This is a genomic window from Pontibacter rufus (assembly GCF_015694705.1).
GTDB lineage: Bacteria > Bacteroidota > Bacteroidia > Cytophagales > Hymenobacteraceae > Pontibacter > Pontibacter rufus.
The window spans coordinates 1-16,313 of record NZ_JADQDR010000007.1 but is presented as its reverse complement, the minus strand read 5'-3'; the positions used below and the strand labels follow the sequence as shown (position 1 = coordinate 16,313).

The window sequence follows — 16,313 nt, the reverse complement described above, 5'->3', positions numbered from 1 at the left end:
CTATGCCTACTGCCACTGCCTCCAACTCGCCTGCCAAATGGATGGTACTGCCGCACTATGCTTTTGCCGCTTTTTCTTTTGTGGTGATGAGTGTGCTGCTGCTGTTTTCTACCGATGCTTTTGGCGGTCACTACTTCAACCCCAAGTTGCTCACTATTACGCATGTAACGGTGCTGGGCTGGGCCACCATGCTCATTTTCGGTGCGCTGTACCAGCTGCTGCCTGTGGTGCTGGAGTGCCGCCTGTACAGCGAAAAGCTGGCTGTTTATACTTTCGGATTACTGGCAACAGGTACGGTGCTATTGGCCTGCAGCTTCTGGCACTTCTGGGTGGGCACGCTCCTGCAGGTGGCCGCTATACTTTTGTTTTCGGCCTTTGTGCTGTTTACCATTAACATTTTCCAGACTGCCCGGAAAGCCCCTAAATGGACCATAGAAGCTGATTTTATAGTTACGGCGTCTGTCTGGCTGCTGGTAACAGGCTTTGTAGGTTTGCTGATGGCCTTTAACTTTACCTTTGCTTTTCTGCCCGAGCAGCACGTGCATTACCTGCAGCTACACGCCCACATTGGTATGGCGGGCTGGTTCCTGCTGCTTATCATAGGCGTGGGCTCTAAGCTGATCCCGATGTTCCTGCTGTCTCACCCTGGAAGCACTAAAAAGCTCAATTGGGCTTACAACTTCATAAACGGCGGGCTCGTGGTTTTCAGCTTCGACCACCTGTTTCTGCACACCGGGTTTGTGCCGTTTTATGCAGCACTGGTAACTGCTGGCGTGGGGTTATTTTTGTGGTATTTATACGATGCCAATCACACCAAACAGCGTCATGATATCGACCTGGGTATGAAGCAAACCTTTGTGGCGCTCGGTCTGCTGCTCCTGCCGCTGCTGCTGGTATTTATAGTAAGCAGCAAAGGGGCATTGCCGCAGGATCTATTATCGTCCATTTACCTGGTGTACGGCATCTCTGTTTTTCTGGGCTTTATCTCGGCGCTTATACTGGGGCAAACCTTTAAAACACTGCCCTTTATCATCTGGATGCACGCATACGAGGATTACGTGGGCCGTTTTAAAACGCCACTGCCCAAAGATATGTACAGCCATACCTTGCTGCGCTGGCAGAACATTTTTTACCTGGCTGGCTTTATACTTTTGATTACGGGTGTGCTGCTGCGCATGCAACCGGTTATACTTGCCGGTGCACTTTGTTTTACGGTAACAGCGCTGCTGTATGCCTCCAACGTATTCCGGATGCTCCTGCACAAAGTTCAAGACTTAAAACCATTTACCTATGGAAACGCAAACGCCTGATATTGGAAATGAGGTTTTCGAAACACTCAAGTATATCATCGACCCAGAGGTGGGTATCAATATTGTAGATCTGGGCCTGGTATACAAAGTGAGCCTGGCGGATGATTTGCTCGAAATAGAACTAACACTTACTACACCCGGCTGCCCTATGAGCGGCACCATCACCACAGCCACAGAACAGATATTGCGCAAACGCTTCCCCCACCTCGATATAAAAGTAAATCTGGTCTGGTCGCCACCCTGGTCTACGGAAATGATTACGGAAGAAGGCATGCGGCAACTGGAAGGAAGGTAATTAAGCAAAACAGGTATAAACCTTGCCTCCGGTTTATACCTGTTTTGCTTTGTATCTAAGGTTTTGGGTGATACTATACCTGGCGCGGAATCAGTAGCAAGGGACTCGCCTGTTTTATTCCCATTTCGCTGAAGTATGAGAAATCCTCCTGTAAATCTCGGGCAAGCAGCACAAGCAAACTTGCTGCAGGCAAGGCATCAACAGGTTCAACAACTGGTATACTTGTTTCATTCGTCCCGGCAACATCGGCAAAAAGCGTATTCTCCGGCACTACCGCTTTTGTGAGCAAAGCGACAACTTTGGCGGACTCGTACACCTCCTGAATTTTAAAGTACAAACTATGCTCCTGCGGTAGTGCAGATTCAGGTTCATCACGAAGATAGGTTATACCGGCATACGGATTAAATACAGCCTGGGGAGGAACGCACAAAACACCAAAGTTACCACTGCCAAGTATAGCTGCTGTTATGTAGCCAAAGGCGGCTCCGGGTTTGCGGCAGCTCCCTAAAACCACCAGTTCGGCTTTTACTCTTTTAGCCAGGGCCGGAATTTCATCAGCAGCAAACCCGGGCCTTAGCAGGCGGGTAACGGATACGCCATACGTTGCATGAAGCCCATGCGCCAGCGCATCCAGTTTCGCTTGCGCGCCTGCTTCCAGATCGATTAAAGCATTATCTTCTGCATCCGCTGCTTTCAGCAAAGGGAGCACATGTAGCAAAATAATTCTGCCACCGGCATAGTGGGCCAGTTGCGCCGCATATAGTGCTGCCCACAACGCGCTATCCGTAAAATCTGTTGCTATAAGTATGTTTTTCAGTTTCATGGAGTCTTTCTTTGTCAGGCAATAAAATATCAGCGCAAAGGTTCAAACTGCCAGCCTAAGTGGTTGTTTGAGCCTGTAAAATTAGCCTTTCCCGGTAGTTTCGCTTATGATTTCCGGCACTCCGGATAATGACAATTATCATTATCCGGCAACCTGTAGCCGCAGCGTTGGTAATTCTTTCCAGAAGTACCTATTTTTACGGAAAGCTAATTTAGAAACTCCAGTGAATGCTATGGAAAACAAGTCGCGGCTGAAGGCTATCATCGACACGGCTATTGATGGGATTATTACCATTGACACCCGTGGAATTGTCGAGACTATGAATCCGGCGGCAGCAAAAATATTCGGCTACGAGGCGGAAGAAGTTATCGGGCATAACATCAGCATGCTGATGCCCGAGCCCGACCGCAGCCGCCATGATCAGTACCTTGCAAACTATCTTCGCACCGGCGAAGCGCAGATCATCGGGAAAGGCCGGGAAGTCCTCGGCAAAAAGAAAGACGGCACCGTTTTCCCGTTCCTGCTAAGTATAAGTGAGGTAGAACTGCCGGATAAGCTGATTTTTACCGGCATCGTGCACGACATCACGGAGCTCAAAAAAACAGAAGCGGCCCTGCGCGAAAGCGAAAACAAGATTAACTCTATCATTCAGGCGGCAGTAGACGGCATCATTACCATCAATAACCGTGGTATTATGGAAATGATAAATCCTTCGGCTGCCAGGCTGTTTGATTATGATGCCGAGGAACTGCTGGGCAAGAGCATCAACATGCTGATGCCGGGACCGGACAGCAGCCGTCACGACGGGTATATACGCCATTACGAAGAGACAGGGGAGAAACGGATTATTGGTATTGGCAGGGAAGTGACAGGAATGCGGAAGGATGGCAGCGTTTTCCCTTTTTACCTGAGCATCAGCGAAGTGCAACTCTCTGATCGCAAAGTATACACAGGTTTTGTGCACGATATTACGAAGCAAAAGCTGGATGAGGAGCGGTTGCGCCGTTACGCCGCGGAGCTGGAGCGCAGCAACCGCGAACTGCAGGACTTTGCGTATGTCTCGTCGCATGACCTGCAGGAGCCACTTCGCAAAATACAGGCTTTTGGCGACAGGCTGCTGACCAAAGAGTATGATAACCTGAGCGAGCAGGGCAAGGACTACGTAGACCGGATGCTGAATGCCGCCTCGCGCATGCAGAACCTGATTAATGATTTGCTTGGCTTTTCGCGGGTAACGGCTAAGTCGAAGCCCTTTGTAAAGGTGAAACTGGATGACATTCTGTCGGAGGTGATTTCTGACCTGGAGGTTACTGTTGAGCAGACAGGAGCCGAGATAATTCGCTCGCCCCTACCCGAAATTGAGGCTGAACCAACCCAAATCCGGCAGCTGTTCCAAAACCTGCTAAGCAATGCCATGAAATTCCGGAAGCCTGATGAGAGCCCCATCATAAACATTTATGCCAAAAACCTGCAGCGCCGGGCACACCTCACCGCCACCCCCGGCGACGAGGTAACGGAGATTTATATAGAAGATAACGGCATCGGCTTCGATGAGAAATACCTGGACCGCATCTTCAATATTTTTCAGCGGCTAGAGGGGCAGAAGTATGCAGGTTCCGGCATCGGCCTCGCTGTTTGCCGCAAAATCGCTATCCGGCACGGCGGTGATATCACTGCCAGCAGCCAGCCGGGCGTAGGCACCCGTTTCATCATTACGCTTGCACTTAAACACCCACAGGAATAGACCAAAGAACAATGTCCAAAAAAACGATAGTTATACTTATTGCCGACGACGACGCCGAAGACCGGATGCTGGTAAAGGATGCGCTGGAGGAAAGCCGCCTGAAAAACAACATTCATTTCGTGGAAAACGGGGAGGAACTGATGGATTACCTGCACCACCAGGGCCGGTTTGCCGATAAGGCACTGTATCCTACGCCGGGCCTTATTCTGCTGGACCTGAACATGCCCAAAAAAGACGGCCGCGAAGCGCTGAAGGAAATAAAGCAGGACGAGCACCTGCGCCTGATTCCGGTGGTGGTACTAACTACTTCCAAAGCCGAAGAAGATATTCTCCGCACCTACGATCTGGGCGTAAGCTCTTTTATTACCAAGCCGGTTACGTTTGCTTCCCTGGTAGATGTGATGAAAACACTGAGTAAATACTGGTTCGAGATTGTAGAATTGCCAAAGCTTTAGTTAGACGCTGGACTTTTGAAGCAAGACACAAGACATAAGATAGAAGTATAGGAAATGCGTTCTGAACATTTTCATACTTCAGGTTTTTAACTTGGAGTATAAATGATACCGGTTTTCAAATGGCAAAGCTATACATGCTCTCCTGTATTGCCAATCCGAAAAAGCAGAGTAGTTAAGTTAGAATGTACATGGCGAACAGATTGCATCCAGTAAAAAGAATTGCTAAATATATTTTCTATATTATTTATAATGTAATATATCAAATTGTATCCTTTTGGTTTCTGCTGTATTTGGACGTTTATATTAATGGTGGAATTATCCCAAATAGCTTTATATGGAAGAACAATTTGCCGCGAACAGATTTAACTGGTTTAGTTAGTACAGCTATCGTACATATACTAATATTAAGTGTTGAGGCGGCTTTTTTAATCCTTTTTATATACTTTGTTAATAAGTTAGTCCTAGGTGATACTGAAAGAGGGAACTTTAGAAATACCGTTATAAACCGAACAGCAAAAATCAATACTATCTCATTTTTAGGTTTTATAGCTGTTCTTATATGGGGCAGTTTTAGAGGATATTTATGGTAGTGTTGAAAACAGCCTACATATGCAAGATAAAATCCGCATACTGCTGGTTGATGATGACGAGGACGATTACATCATCACCCGGGATATTATAGAGGATATACCAGGTCGCCATTACCTGCTTGAGTGGGCGGGTTCTTTTAGGGAGGCGCTGGCGCAAATCGAACAAAAGCGGCACGATGTATACCTGGTAGATTACCGCCTGGGGGCGCATGATGGATTGGAGTTGATCCAGGAGGCGGTGAAAAAGGGTTCTATGGCGCCTTTTATTCTGCTCACCGGTCAAAGCGACCGCGAAACAGACGAAAAAGCGATGCGTGCCGGTGCATTAGACTACATTGTAAAAGGTACCATCAGCCCCAACGAACTGGAGCGCTCCATCCGCTATAGTATAGAACATGCCAAAAGCCTGGCCGTAATTCAGCGGCTGAATACTGAACTGGAGCAGCGCGTAAAGGAGCGCACACAGGAATTGGGTGCCGCCATCCGCAAACTGGAGCAAACCAACAAGAGCCTGTACGAGGCCGAACAGGAAGTGCGCAAGGCTCTGCAGAAAGAGAAAGAACTGCACGAACTCAAATCGCGCTTCGTCACCATAGCCTCGCATGAGTTCCGTACGCCGCTCAGCACCGTTTTATCTTCCGCCTCGCTCATCGGCAAGTATAAATCCACCGAGGATGATGACAAACGGCAAAAGCACGTAGACCGGATAAAATCTGCCGTAAGCAACCTGACCAGCATTCTGAACGATTTTCTGTCCATCAGCCGCATCGAGGAGGGCAAGATTTACAACGTGCCTTCAGAGTTTGACCTGGTAGCTTTTTCAGCGGAAGTGGCAGACGAAATGCAGGGCTTCCTTAAAACGGGCCAGCGCATCCACTACAAAAACTACCGCGACAAAGCCATCATTACCCTCGACAGGCAGTTGCTCAAAAATATTCTGTTTAACCTGCTCTCTAACGCCAGCAAGTATTCGGGCGAGGACAGAAACATATACTTTACCACCGAAACAACCGATGAGGCCATCAGAATAACGGTGCAGGACGAGGGCATTGGCATTCCGGATGCCGATAAAACGCACCTGTTTACGCCCTTTTTCCGGGCCCAGAACGTAACCAATATCCAGGGCACGGGGCTTGGGCTCAACATCGTAAAAAAGTATGTAGATATTATGGAGGGCACGCTCAGCTACCAAAGTGAACTGGACAAAGGCACTACCTTCACCATTGTTTTTCCGCTAATCGCTAATTCATGAAAAAGATACTGCTGATAGAAGACAATCAGGAAATCCGCGAAAATATTGCCGAAATTCTTGCGCTGGCTAACTATAATATACTGGAAGCGGCAAATGGCAAAGCAGGTGTAGAACTGGCTAAAAAAGAATTGCCCGATCTGATTATCTGCGACATCATGATGCCCCAACTGGATGGCTACGGTGTGCTGCACCTGCTCGGCAGCAACCCGGCAACAGCCGGCATTCCCTTTATATTTTTAACGGCCAAGTCGGAGAAGGAAGACTTCCGGAAAGGCATGAACCTGGGCGCGGATGATTACCTGATCAAACCATTTGACGACCTGGAACTGCTGGATGCGGTGGAGATGCGCCTGCGGAAAAATGAAGCTTTGAAAGCAGGATTCCAGAAAAATGCGGAAAGTCTGAACGAATTTATACAAGAGGCCAAAGGGCAGGAGAACCTCAGCCAGCTGACATATGACAAGCAAAAGCTACAGCATTTTAGAAAGAAACAGCCGCTGTTTTTAGAAGGCAACTACCCCAACGCGTTATACTTCCTGAACAAAGGCAAAGTAAAAACCTATAAATCGAATGAAGAGGGCCGCGAGTATATCACCAACCTGTACAAAGACGGCGACTTTATCGGCTACCTTGATCTGATTGAGGAAAAAGCCTACCGCGAATCGGCGATGGTGATGGAGGATTCGGATATTTATACTATCTCCAAAGAAGACTTTTTCCTGCTGCTGCACAACAACCGTTTGGTGGCCAGTAAATTCATCAAAATCCTGTCGGATAACCTAGCCGAAAGAGAGGAACGCCTGCTGCGGCTGGCCTACAACTCGGTGCGCAAACGGGTGGCCGAGGCGCTGCTTTTTGTAGAGAAACAGTATAAACAGGAACAGCAGGATGTGTTGCAGGTTGTTATTTCGAGGGAAGATCTGGCCAGCATCGTGGGCGCCTCCAAAGAAACCGTAATCCGCACCCTGGCCGACTTTAAAGATGAAAAACTCATCGACAGCCACGGCAGTAAAATCACGATCCTGAACCTGGAGAAGCTCAAACGGATGCGGAATTAATAGTGATTTGTCGGAGGTGTGCTTCGTAGTACCGGCAATCCAACCACCCCCAACCCCTCCTTGTCTAAGGAGGGGAGTTTACTACTGAGGCATACTATTTATTAAGTGTATTTATGGCTTTTTTCCCTTTTGTGGAGAGAAAGAAATAACTATAGTATTTATACTTTATGCTGGCAAAGGCAGGCTCCCCGCCTTAGATAAGGAGGGATTGAGAGTGGTTGGACCCAAGACTGACATTTCTCCTCCTCTAAACTGACAATTATCATGTTTTCTGCCAGCATATTTGCTGAAATTTGCATTGGAAAGTAACCCGTAAAAGATGCAAAACCAGTTTAAAGCGCTTACCTTATCCTATAAAAACGCTCCGATAGCCATTCGCGAAGAAGTGGCCCTGAACGAGATAGCCTGTAAAAACCTGCTGGACAAGATCCGGGAGTTTACGGAAGCGCAGGATGTGCTGGTGCTTTCTACCTGTAACCGCACCGAAGTATACTATACTTCCGGGAAAGACCTCTCGCGCGAAATTGTAAAACTGCTTGCTATCGAAAAGGGATTTATTGCCACTAAACGCATACAGCCATACTTCCGGCATATTACCAATCATGAGGAAGCGGTGCAGCATCTTTTCCGGGTGGCGCTGGGGCTGGAGTCGCAGGTGGTGGGCGATATGCAAATCATGAACCAGGTGAAAAACGCTTACCAATGGTCGGCGGATGCAGGTATGGCCGGGACTTTTTTGCACCGGCTGCTGCATACTGTCTTTTATGCCAACAAAAGAGTGGCCAACGAAACAGCTTTCCGCGATGGCGCAGCGTCTGTGTCGTATGCCACGGTGGAACTGGTGGAAGAACTTACAAATCATCTGCTGAACCCGCGCGTGCTCATGATCGGTGTGGGCGAAATCGGCGCTAATGTGTGCGACAACTTCCGGAAATCAAGTATAGATAATATTACCATCGTAAACCGCACGCACCGCAAGGCGCTGGAACTGGCACAGAAAAGCAGCGCAAAAGCGGCTTACTGGGAAAATGTATGGGAGGAGATAAAACTGGCGGATGTCGTAATATGCTCTGTGCCTGGCGATTGCTTTTTTATCAGCAGGCAGGAGTTGGAGAAGCAGGGCCTGCAGGTACCAAAATTTTTCATAGATCTCTCCATGCCGCGCAGCATCGACAGCGAACTGGAGCAGTTGCCCGGTACCAGCGTTTACAACATCGACACCATTCGCGGCCGCACAACCGAGGCGCTGGAGATGCGGCTGGCTGCTATTCCGCAGGTGCAGCAGATTATGGCAGAGGCGGTGGCCGAATTTCAGAACTGGACGCGGGAGATGGCCATGTCGCCGGCTATACAGCAGTTCAAAAACCGCCTGGAGCAAATCCGGCAGCAGGAAATTGCACGGCATCTAAAAAAGCTCGGTGCTGAAGAGAAGGAACTGGTGGAGGCTATCACAAAAAATATTCTGAACAAAATAGTAAAAATGCCGGCTCTGGAGCTAAAGGCCGCCTGTCAGCGCGGTGAGTCGGAGGCATTGCTGGAAGGCCTGAGCGCTTTGTTCGACCTGGAAAAAGAAATGGCGTAGTATGGCGGCAATAAAAAAGAATAAGACTATTATTTCCCAGTACTGCATGCTGTTGTTTTAATAGCAGAAGATAAAGTATTGCCACCATTGGCTGCAGTGTGATACTTCGACTCTAGCAAGTTTATACTTTAAGTTACAAGGTGCTGTTGTTATCCTAAATTAAGCATAGCTGAACAAAAACTTATAAAGCTACAATAAAAGCTTATACCGCTACCGCTGGCTGAGTATAACCAGTTTACAAGCGATGCCTTTAGTATAGCAATAATGTTCTTCTAATCGTGCCAAAACGGGATAATAGCAAAAGAGCAAGCCACTCTACAGAGTGGCTTGCTCTTTTGCTATTTGAGTAATTAGACGGGAAAAAGAATATGGCTCAAGTGCCTTATGATCAAGTATAAGACTCTGGCTGTCAGGCATAAATCAACATAAAAAGCTTATGTCTAACGTCCTGCTACTTGGCTCCTGTTACTTACTGGCTGTTTTCTTTTTCGGCGGTGCTTTTTTTGCGGCTGCTTTAGCTTTTGGCGCTGCCTTGGTTTTGGCGGCGGGCTTTTTCTCCGCAGCTGGTTCTGCTTTCTTTTTAAAACCGCCGCGGCCTTTTTTCTCAGGCGTCGCTTCTGCTAAATCCAGGCACTCTTGCAGGGTGAGTTCCTCCGGCTCTTTGCCTTTGGGGATCTTCACGTTCTTTTTGCCAGCTACAATGTAGGGCCCGTAGCGGCCGTTCAGTACCTGCACATCCGGATTTTCAGGGAAGCTTTTGATTAACTTCTCTGCATCTGCCTTGCGCTTGGCATTGATAAGTTCTATCGCTTCCTCGGCTGTCAGCGTCATCGGGTCCAGCGTTTTAGGCAGCGAGTAAAATTTGCCCTCATGCCGGATATAAGGACCGAACCTGCCGATAGCGGCAATCATTTCCTTGTCTTCGTACATGCCTACAATGCGCGGCAGCTTAAACAAATCCATCGCTTCTTCCAGGCCCAGGCTTTCGATAAACTGGCCTTTGCGCAGGCTGGCATAAATGGGTTTCTCGCCCGTTTCAGTATTTTCCTCGCCTAACTGCACAAAAGGACCGTAGCGCCCGAGCTTTGCCAGCACAGTTTTGCCTGTTGCCGGATCTGTACCCAGTACACGTGCCCCAGACACATCGGCTCTGTTTATACTTTCGCTTGATTCTATCTTCTCATGAAATTTTCCATAGAAATTATCCAGCATGTCTTCCCATACTTTCTGCCCCTGGGCAATCTCATCAAATTCTGCCTCCACGCGCGCCGTAAACGAGTAGTCGATCACGTTCGGAAAGTGCTCGATCAGAAAGTCATTCACCACCATGGCCATATCGGTCGGGAACAACTTGGCTTTTTCTGCGCCCGTAATTTCTGTTTTTGTTTCAGAAGAAATAGCATCGTTCTTCAGTGTGAGCACCTGGTATGGCCTTTCTTTGCCTTCGCGGTTGTCTTTTTCTACATAGCCGCGTTTTTGTATAGTCGAAATAGTCGGCGCGTAGGTAGACGGACGGCCGATGCCCATTTCCTCCAGCTTCTTCACCAGGCTGGCTTCGGTGTAGCGGGCGGCTGGCCTGGTATAGCGTTGCGTCGCCAGCATCTGGCGCAGTTTTATACTTTGCCCTATACTCAGCGGCGGCAGCATCCCTTTCACATTTTCGTCATCGCCGTCTTCCTCATCATCCTTGGATTCGATGTATACTTTCAGGAAACCTTCAAACTTGATGACCTCGCCCGTGGCCTGCAGCTTTTGCTCCGGCTGGGTAGAAATACCGATGGTAACCGTTGTTTTCTCAATCTCGGCGTCAGCCATTTGTGAGGCGATGGCGCGCTTCCAGATAAGCTCGTACAGGCGCTGCTCGTTGCGGTCGTCACTGGCTGCCATCCTGGAGAAATCGGTGGGGCGGATGGCCTCGTGTGCCTCCTGCGCCGAAGCCGACTTGGTCTTGAAGCGGCGTGTCTTCACAAAACGCTCGCCAAAAGAAGTCTGAATTTCACGGCTCGCTCCTTGTATCGCCTCTTCCGACAGGTTAACGGAGTCGGTACGCATGTATGATATTTTACCTGCCTCGTACAGGCGCTGCGCTACCGTCATGGTCTGGGCCACGGAAAAGTATAACTTGCGGCTGGCTTCCTGCTGCAGCGTGGATGTGGTAAACGGCGGGGCAGGCGTGCGCTTCAGCGGCTTCTGTTCGAGGTTCTCGATAGTATAGCCCGCGCCGATGCATTGCTGTAAAAAAGCTTGGGCTTCTTCTTCGGTTTTATACTTGGTAGGCAACTCGGCCTCCAGCGTACGTCCCTGCACATCGAAATTAGCAGTGATGCGGAAGGAGGCTGTCGCTTTGTGGCGCTCGATCTCGCGCTCGCGCTCCACTACCAGGCGCACCGCCACCGACTGCACACGCCCGGCTGAAAGGCCTGTTTTTATCTTTTTCCACAACACCGGCGATAACTCGAAGCCCACGAGGCGATCCAGAATGCGGCGTGCCTGCTGTGCATTTACCAGGTCCATGTCGATGCCGCGCGGCGTGCTGATGGCGTTAAGGATAGCGCTTTTGGTAATTTCCCGGAAAACGATGCGGCGTGTCTGCTTGTCATTCAGGTTCAGCGCTTCAGTCAGGTGCCAGGAAATGGCTTCCCCTTCGCGGTCATCGTCCGAAGCAAGCCAGATGGTTTCGGCTTCTTTGGCCAGCTTGCGCAACTGCGCCACCACCTCTTTCTTGTCCTCCGAAACAACATAAGTAGGTTTAAAACCGTGCGCCACGTCAATAGCATTATTGCCTTTCGGCAAATCGCGCACATGGCCAAAACTCGATTTCACCACAAAGTCTTTTCCTAAATAACCTTCTATTGTTTTGGCCTTGGCAGGCGACTCTACTATTATTAAGTTTTTTATCATCCTTTAATTTTACAGGCAGGTGGGGTCAAAGTTTGCCCAAAGTTCCAATAATTTTTCTAACAATTACAACCTCGTTCGTATAACATAGGTTTAACACGAATAAATGAACCAGTAGTTCAGCTACAGTAATTTTTATTGCGCTATACGGACATCTTACTATTTATATGCAAAAAACTGTACTCCTCTGCCGCCACGCCGAAACAGCAGACCCTTATCCTTTACAACCCGATTTTGAGCGGGCCTTGACGCCGCATGGCCATCAGCAGGCCCTGCGCACTGGCCAATGGATACGTGATAAATTCCGGAAAGTAGACGCCCTGCTAGCAAGTCCTGCCCAGCGCGCCAGCGCCACTGCCCGCATCCTGGCCTCCCGTTTATACTTTGATGAAGAGCAGATCAGCTACGATCCGGATTTATATAATGCACGGGAAACGCAGCTGCTTCGTTGCCTGGCAGCCCTGCCGGAGCAGGTAAACACGGCCTTGCTGGTGGCCCACAACCCCGGCATTACGCGCCTGGCCCGCAGCCTGAGCGAAAAATATATCAGTTACCTGGAGCCTGCCACCGTTGTGGCGATTAGCATGGACCTGGCTTCGTGGCAGGATATACATACTACCACCGGCACCCTGAGCAGCGACAATATTGCGGAGAACAGCAGGTTTGAGGCTTGAGTGCCTGCGCTACCAATCTATCCTAAAGTAATGCCTTCTTTTTTGATAGCAAAGGTTCTGCTATTTTTGTGTAATTTAGTGTTTAACCAACTTTATACCTGCATTCGCCTCAGAAGCTTTTTATGAAAACAATCACTGTTGCTGTTATTAACCAGAAGGGCGGCACTGGCAAAACCACTACGACCATCAACCTGGGCAGCGCCCTGAGCAAGCTGGGCCACAAAGTGCTGCTGCTGGATTTGGATCCGCAAAGTAACTTGTCTTACTCTTTAGCAGCTTCCGATCCGGACAATACGCTGGCAGAGGTTTTTCTGGGCAGTAAAAGTATACAGGACATCATTGTTGAGAAAGACGGACTCTGGATTGCCCCGGGCTCTAACGAACTGGTAGACATTGAAATTTCGCTGGTGCAGCAGCCGGAGCGGGAATTGTTTCTGAAAAAGATACTCGCACAGGTAAAAGGCTTCGATTATATCCTCATTGATTGTCCGCCATCCTTATCCGTGCTAACCCTGAATGCGCTTACGGCAGCGCAGGAGGTGTTGATACCCTTGCAGATGGAGGTGCTGACCCTCCAGGGCCTCGACCAGATAATGCGTACTGTGCAGAAGGTGCGCAAGGCCTTTAATCCTAAACTGAAAATAAAAGGCATTGTAGTAGTAATGTTTGATGTGCGCCGCAAATTAAGCCAGGAAGTGCTGGAATACCTGCAGGAAAACGTGAAGGAAAAAATCTTCAGAAGCTACATTCGCCTCAATGTAAAACTGGCCGAAGCTCCTTCTTTCGGCAAGAGTGTGCTCGACTATGAACCAGCCTCAAATGGGGCAAAAGACTACAAAGCGCTGGCCGAAGAATTTGTTGAATCCTGATCTGCAGCAAATGTTGCAAAAGCAATTTTAAGCATCGGAGAAAATTGATTAAATTGCACTGATTTATTGCCTGCTCAGGCTCGCGGCGCCCCACGAAAGGAGTGCTTATACTTGTAACGCAGGATTGTAAGACCCAACTCAATCGAACATATATGGCCTTAGGTAAAAACTTGAAGTTGAGCAAAGACAAGCTCATCAGTGATGTGGAAGCCGATAAAAACAACAAGCCTGCCTCCATGGCAAAGCAGGAGGGTCAGCCCGCCGCTACAACCGCTGTTACCGATGCCGCGGCACCGCTTGCAGTAAACGGCAATGGCAACTCTAAAGAAGCAATAGGTAAGAAATCTGCTGCCGTGAAAGATGGAGCTGCAGCAGCGGGCACACAGGAGTCCGGCCGGAAGCAGGTTTTGCCGCAAAGCCCGGCATACATCAGCGAACAGCTGAACAAAGTATTGTACGCCCTAGATGCCTTCAAGAAAGGGGACATTTCTGTGCGCCTGACCAAGCAGAACAACGACATTTTTGCGGAGATTGCCGAAGCTTACAATTCCATGGTGGAGATGATTGGCGGTGTGGGCGGTGAAGTATCGCGTATCTCGAAGGTAGCCGGTGTAGAGGGAAACCTGAAGGCCAGGGCTTCTGCCGAGAACGCTTCGGGCTTCTGGAAAGATATGATCAACAACATCAACGGCCTTGTTGATTCGATCGCGGTGCCGGTACTCGAGGTGGGCAAGGTGTTGAAAAATATCTCACGTGGCAACCTGGATGAAACATTCCAGATTCCGGTTTCGGGCGATTTCAAGGTCATGGCCGAAACCATCAACCGCACCATCGATAACCTGAACCTGTTTGCCGGCGAAGTAACGCGCGTGGCGCTGGAGGTGGGTACCGAAGGCAAGTTGGGCGGGCAGGCATCGGTGCCGAACGTAGCAGGGGTATGGAAAGACCTCACTGATAACGTGAACACCATGGCCAGTAACCTGACAAGCCAGATGCGGGATATCTCCAACGTCGCTACTGCTGTAGCGAAAGGCGACCTGACGCAGAAAGTATCGGTAGACGTAAGGGGTGAGTTTGCGCAGCTGAAGGAAAATATCAACCAGATGGTGGATTCGCTCAACATTTTTGCCGATGAGGTAACGCGCGTGGCCCGTGAGGTGGGTACCGAAGGCAAGCTCGGAGGTCAGGCAAGGGTGCCGAACGTAGGCGGGGTGTGGAAAGACCTCACTGATAACGTGAACACGATGGCCAGCAATCTGACCTCGCAGATGCGCGACATTGCCAACGTAGCTACTGCTGTGGCGAAAGGCGACCTGACACAAAAGATTACAGTAAATGTGAAAGGTGAAATAGCCGAGTTGAAGGACATCATCAACCAGATGGTGGACTCGCTCAACGTTTTTGCCGGCGAAGTAACCAGGGTGGCCCGCGAAGTAGGAACGGAGGGTAAGCTGGGTGGTCAGGCCAATGTGCCAAAAGTGGAAGGTACCTGGAAGGAACTGACTGACAACGTGAACCTGATGACCAGCAATCTGACAAGTCAGGTGCGGGATATTGCAGATGTAGCTACTGCGGTTGCCAAAGGCGATTTGACGCAGAAAGTATCGGTGGACGTGAAAGGTGAGCTGGGCGATCTGAAAGACATACTAAATGAGATGGTGGACAGGCTCAATGTGTTTGGCGCGGAAGTAACGCGTGTGGCACGTGAGGTGGGCACCGAAGGCATACTGGGCGGCCAGGCCAATGTGCCGAACGTAGCTGGTATCTGGAAAGAGCTGACCGACAATGTAAACTACATGGCCAGCAACCTGACAAGCCAGGTGCGGGACATTGCCAATGTCGCCACTGCTGTAGCAAAAGGTGACCTGAGCCAGAAGATTACAGTGAATGTGAAAGGTGAGCTGGCCGAGCTGAAGGTGAATGTGAACCAGATGGTGGACTCGCTGAACATCTTTGCAGACGAGGTAACCAGAGTGGCCCGTGAGGTAGGAACAGAAGGCAAGCTCGGGGGTCAGGCATCGGTGCCGAATGTGGGCGGGGTTTGGAAAGACCTGACAGACAACGTGAACACCATGGCCAGCAACCTGACCAGCCAAGTGCGGGACATTGCAGATGTCGCCACTGCCGTAGCCAAAGGTAATCTGACGCAGAAAGTATCGGTGGATGTGAAAGGCGAGCTGGGTGAACTGAAGGAGAACATCAACCGCATGGTTGATTCCCTGAATATATTTGCCGGCGAAGTAACGCGCGTGGCCTTGGAAGTAGGTACGGAAGGCAGACTGGGCGGACAGGCCAATGTGCCAAATGTAGGCGGCGTATGGAAAGAGCTGACCGACAATGTAAATACGATGGCCAGCAACCTGACAGGCCAGGTGCGCGGTATAGCCAAAGTAGCCACCGCCGTAGCCAAAGGCGACCTGACGCAGAAAATTACGGTAGAGGCAAGAGGGGAGATTCTCGACCTGAAGGAGAACCTCAACCAGATGGTGGACTCGCTCAACATTTTTGCCGATGAGGTAACGCGTGTGGCCCGTGAAGTAGGCACAGAAGGAAAGCTCGGAGGACAGGCAGCGGTGCCAAATGTGGGTGGTACCTGGAAAGAACTGACTGACAACGTAAATACGATGGCGAATAACCTGACCTCACAGGTACGGGACATCGCTAAAGTTTCAACAGCCGTATCAAGAGGCGACCTGACGCAGAAAATTACGGTAGAGGCAAGAGGGGAGATTCTCGACCTGAAGGAGAACCTCAACCAGATGG

At 49.7% G+C, this 16,313-nt stretch carries 13 protein-coding genes; 11 read left to right on the top strand and 2 right to left on the bottom strand.

Annotated features, from left to right (window positions below):
• Window positions 1-2: 2 nt before the first annotated feature.
• Window positions 3-1,310, top strand: coding sequence for a heme-copper oxidase family protein (locus I2I11_RS12535; RefSeq protein ID WP_196268067.1), 1,308 nt, complete (start codon window positions 3-5; stop codon window positions 1,308-1,310).
• Window positions 1,291-1,605 carry a metal-sulfur cluster assembly factor gene (locus I2I11_RS12530; RefSeq protein ID WP_196268066.1) on the top strand — a complete coding sequence of 105 codons (315 nt, stop codon included), beginning with the start codon at window positions 1,291-1,293 and terminating at the stop codon, window positions 1,603-1,605. The genes I2I11_RS12535 and I2I11_RS12530 overlap by 20 nt, the downstream gene beginning before the upstream one ends.
• Before the next feature lie 73 nt (window positions 1,606-1,678).
• Here the strand turns inward: I2I11_RS12530 and I2I11_RS12525 are convergent, their stop codons facing one another.
• Window positions 1,679-2,428 (bottom strand): universal stress protein, encoded by a 750-nt coding sequence (locus tag I2I11_RS12525; protein ID WP_196268065.1) that lies wholly within the window; start codon window positions 2,426-2,428, stop codon window positions 1,679-1,681.
• 232 nt (window positions 2,429-2,660) lie between these two features.
• Here I2I11_RS12525 and I2I11_RS12520 point away from each other — a divergent pair, with 232 nt between their 5' ends.
• The 6 genes from I2I11_RS12520 to hemA all read left to right on the top strand — a co-directional run bounded on the left by I2I11_RS12520 (window position 2,661) and on the right by hemA (window position 9,109).
• Complete coding sequence (locus I2I11_RS12520; RefSeq protein WP_196268064.1) at window positions 2,661-4,172, top strand: sensor histidine kinase; 1,512 nt, start codon at window positions 2,661-2,663, stop codon at window positions 4,170-4,172.
• 11 nt (window positions 4,173-4,183) lie between these two features.
• Window positions 4,184-4,627 (top strand): response regulator, encoded by a 444-nt coding sequence (locus tag I2I11_RS12515; protein ID WP_196268063.1) that lies wholly within the window; start codon window positions 4,184-4,186, stop codon window positions 4,625-4,627.
• A gap of 188 nt (window positions 4,628-4,815) precedes the next feature.
• Window positions 4,816-5,217 carry a hypothetical protein gene (locus tag I2I11_RS12510; RefSeq protein WP_196268062.1) on the top strand — a complete coding sequence of 134 codons (402 nt, stop codon included), beginning with the start codon at window positions 4,816-4,818 and terminating at the stop codon, window positions 5,215-5,217.
• Window positions 5,218-5,236: 19 nt separating this feature from the next.
• A complete protein-coding gene (locus I2I11_RS12505; protein WP_196268061.1) occupies window positions 5,237-6,469 on the top strand; it encodes an ATP-binding response regulator in 1,233 nt (410 codons plus the stop codon).
• Complete coding sequence (locus tag I2I11_RS12500; RefSeq protein ID WP_196268060.1) at window positions 6,466-7,527, top strand: response regulator; 1,062 nt, start codon at window positions 6,466-6,468, stop codon at window positions 7,525-7,527. Before I2I11_RS12505 ends, I2I11_RS12500 begins: the two co-directional genes overlap by 4 nt.
• 319 nt (window positions 7,528-7,846) lie before the next feature.
• On the top strand, window positions 7,847-9,109 hold the full coding sequence (gene hemA, locus I2I11_RS12495) for a glutamyl-tRNA reductase (protein ID WP_196268059.1): 1,263 nt from the start codon (window positions 7,847-7,849) through the stop codon (window positions 9,107-9,109).
• A gap of 465 nt (window positions 9,110-9,574) precedes the next feature.
• Here the strand turns inward: hemA and topA are convergent, their stop codons facing one another.
• Complete coding sequence (gene topA, locus I2I11_RS12490; protein ID WP_196268058.1) at window positions 9,575-12,010, bottom strand: type I DNA topoisomerase; 2,436 nt, start codon at window positions 12,008-12,010, stop codon at window positions 9,575-9,577.
• Between the two features lie 164 nt (window positions 12,011-12,174).
• Between topA and I2I11_RS12485 the strand changes: the two genes are divergently transcribed.
• From I2I11_RS12485 to I2I11_RS12475, 3 genes are all read left to right on the top strand, one after another.
• Window positions 12,175-12,681, top strand: coding sequence for a SixA phosphatase family protein (locus I2I11_RS12485; RefSeq protein ID WP_196268057.1), 507 nt, complete (start codon window positions 12,175-12,177; stop codon window positions 12,679-12,681).
• 122 nt (window positions 12,682-12,803) lie between these two features.
• Window positions 12,804-13,550, top strand: a complete 747-nt coding sequence (locus I2I11_RS12480) for a ParA family protein (protein WP_196268056.1) — start codon at window positions 12,804-12,806, stop codon at window positions 13,548-13,550.
• 152 nt (window positions 13,551-13,702) lie between these two features.
• On the top strand, window positions 13,703-16,313 hold a 2,611-nt coding region (locus I2I11_RS12475; protein WP_196268055.1), incomplete at its 3' end, for a HAMP domain-containing protein.

Bases quoted from the DNA above. Each gene is read 5' to 3' on its own strand.
- I2I11_RS12535 (WP_196268067.1), top strand. From the start codon at position 3: ATGCCTACTGCCACTGCCTCCAACTCGCCTGCCAAATGGATGGTACTG.
- I2I11_RS12530 (WP_196268066.1), top strand. From the start codon at position 1,291: ATGGAAACGCAAACGCCTGATATTGGAAATGAGGTTTTCGAAACACTC.
- I2I11_RS12525 (WP_196268065.1), bottom strand. From the start codon at position 2,428: ATGAAACTGAAAAACATACTTATAGCAACAGATTTTACGGATAGCGCG.
- I2I11_RS12520 (WP_196268064.1), top strand. From the start codon at position 2,661: ATGGAAAACAAGTCGCGGCTGAAGGCTATCATCGACACGGCTATTGAT.
- I2I11_RS12515 (WP_196268063.1), top strand. From the start codon at position 4,184: ATGTCCAAAAAAACGATAGTTATACTTATTGCCGACGACGACGCCGAA.
- I2I11_RS12510 (WP_196268062.1), top strand. From the start codon at position 4,816: ATGGCGAACAGATTGCATCCAGTAAAAAGAATTGCTAAATATATTTTC.
- I2I11_RS12505 (WP_196268061.1), top strand. From the start codon at position 5,237: ATGCAAGATAAAATCCGCATACTGCTGGTTGATGATGACGAGGACGAT.
- I2I11_RS12500 (WP_196268060.1), top strand. From the start codon at position 6,466: ATGAAAAAGATACTGCTGATAGAAGACAATCAGGAAATCCGCGAAAAT.
- hemA (WP_196268059.1), top strand. From the start codon at position 7,847: ATGCAAAACCAGTTTAAAGCGCTTACCTTATCCTATAAAAACGCTCCG.
- topA (WP_196268058.1), bottom strand. From the start codon at position 12,010: ATGATAAAAAACTTAATAATAGTAGAGTCGCCTGCCAAGGCCAAAACA.
- I2I11_RS12485 (WP_196268057.1), top strand. From the start codon at position 12,175: ATGCAAAAAACTGTACTCCTCTGCCGCCACGCCGAAACAGCAGACCCT.
- I2I11_RS12480 (WP_196268056.1), top strand. From the start codon at position 12,804: ATGAAAACAATCACTGTTGCTGTTATTAACCAGAAGGGCGGCACTGGC.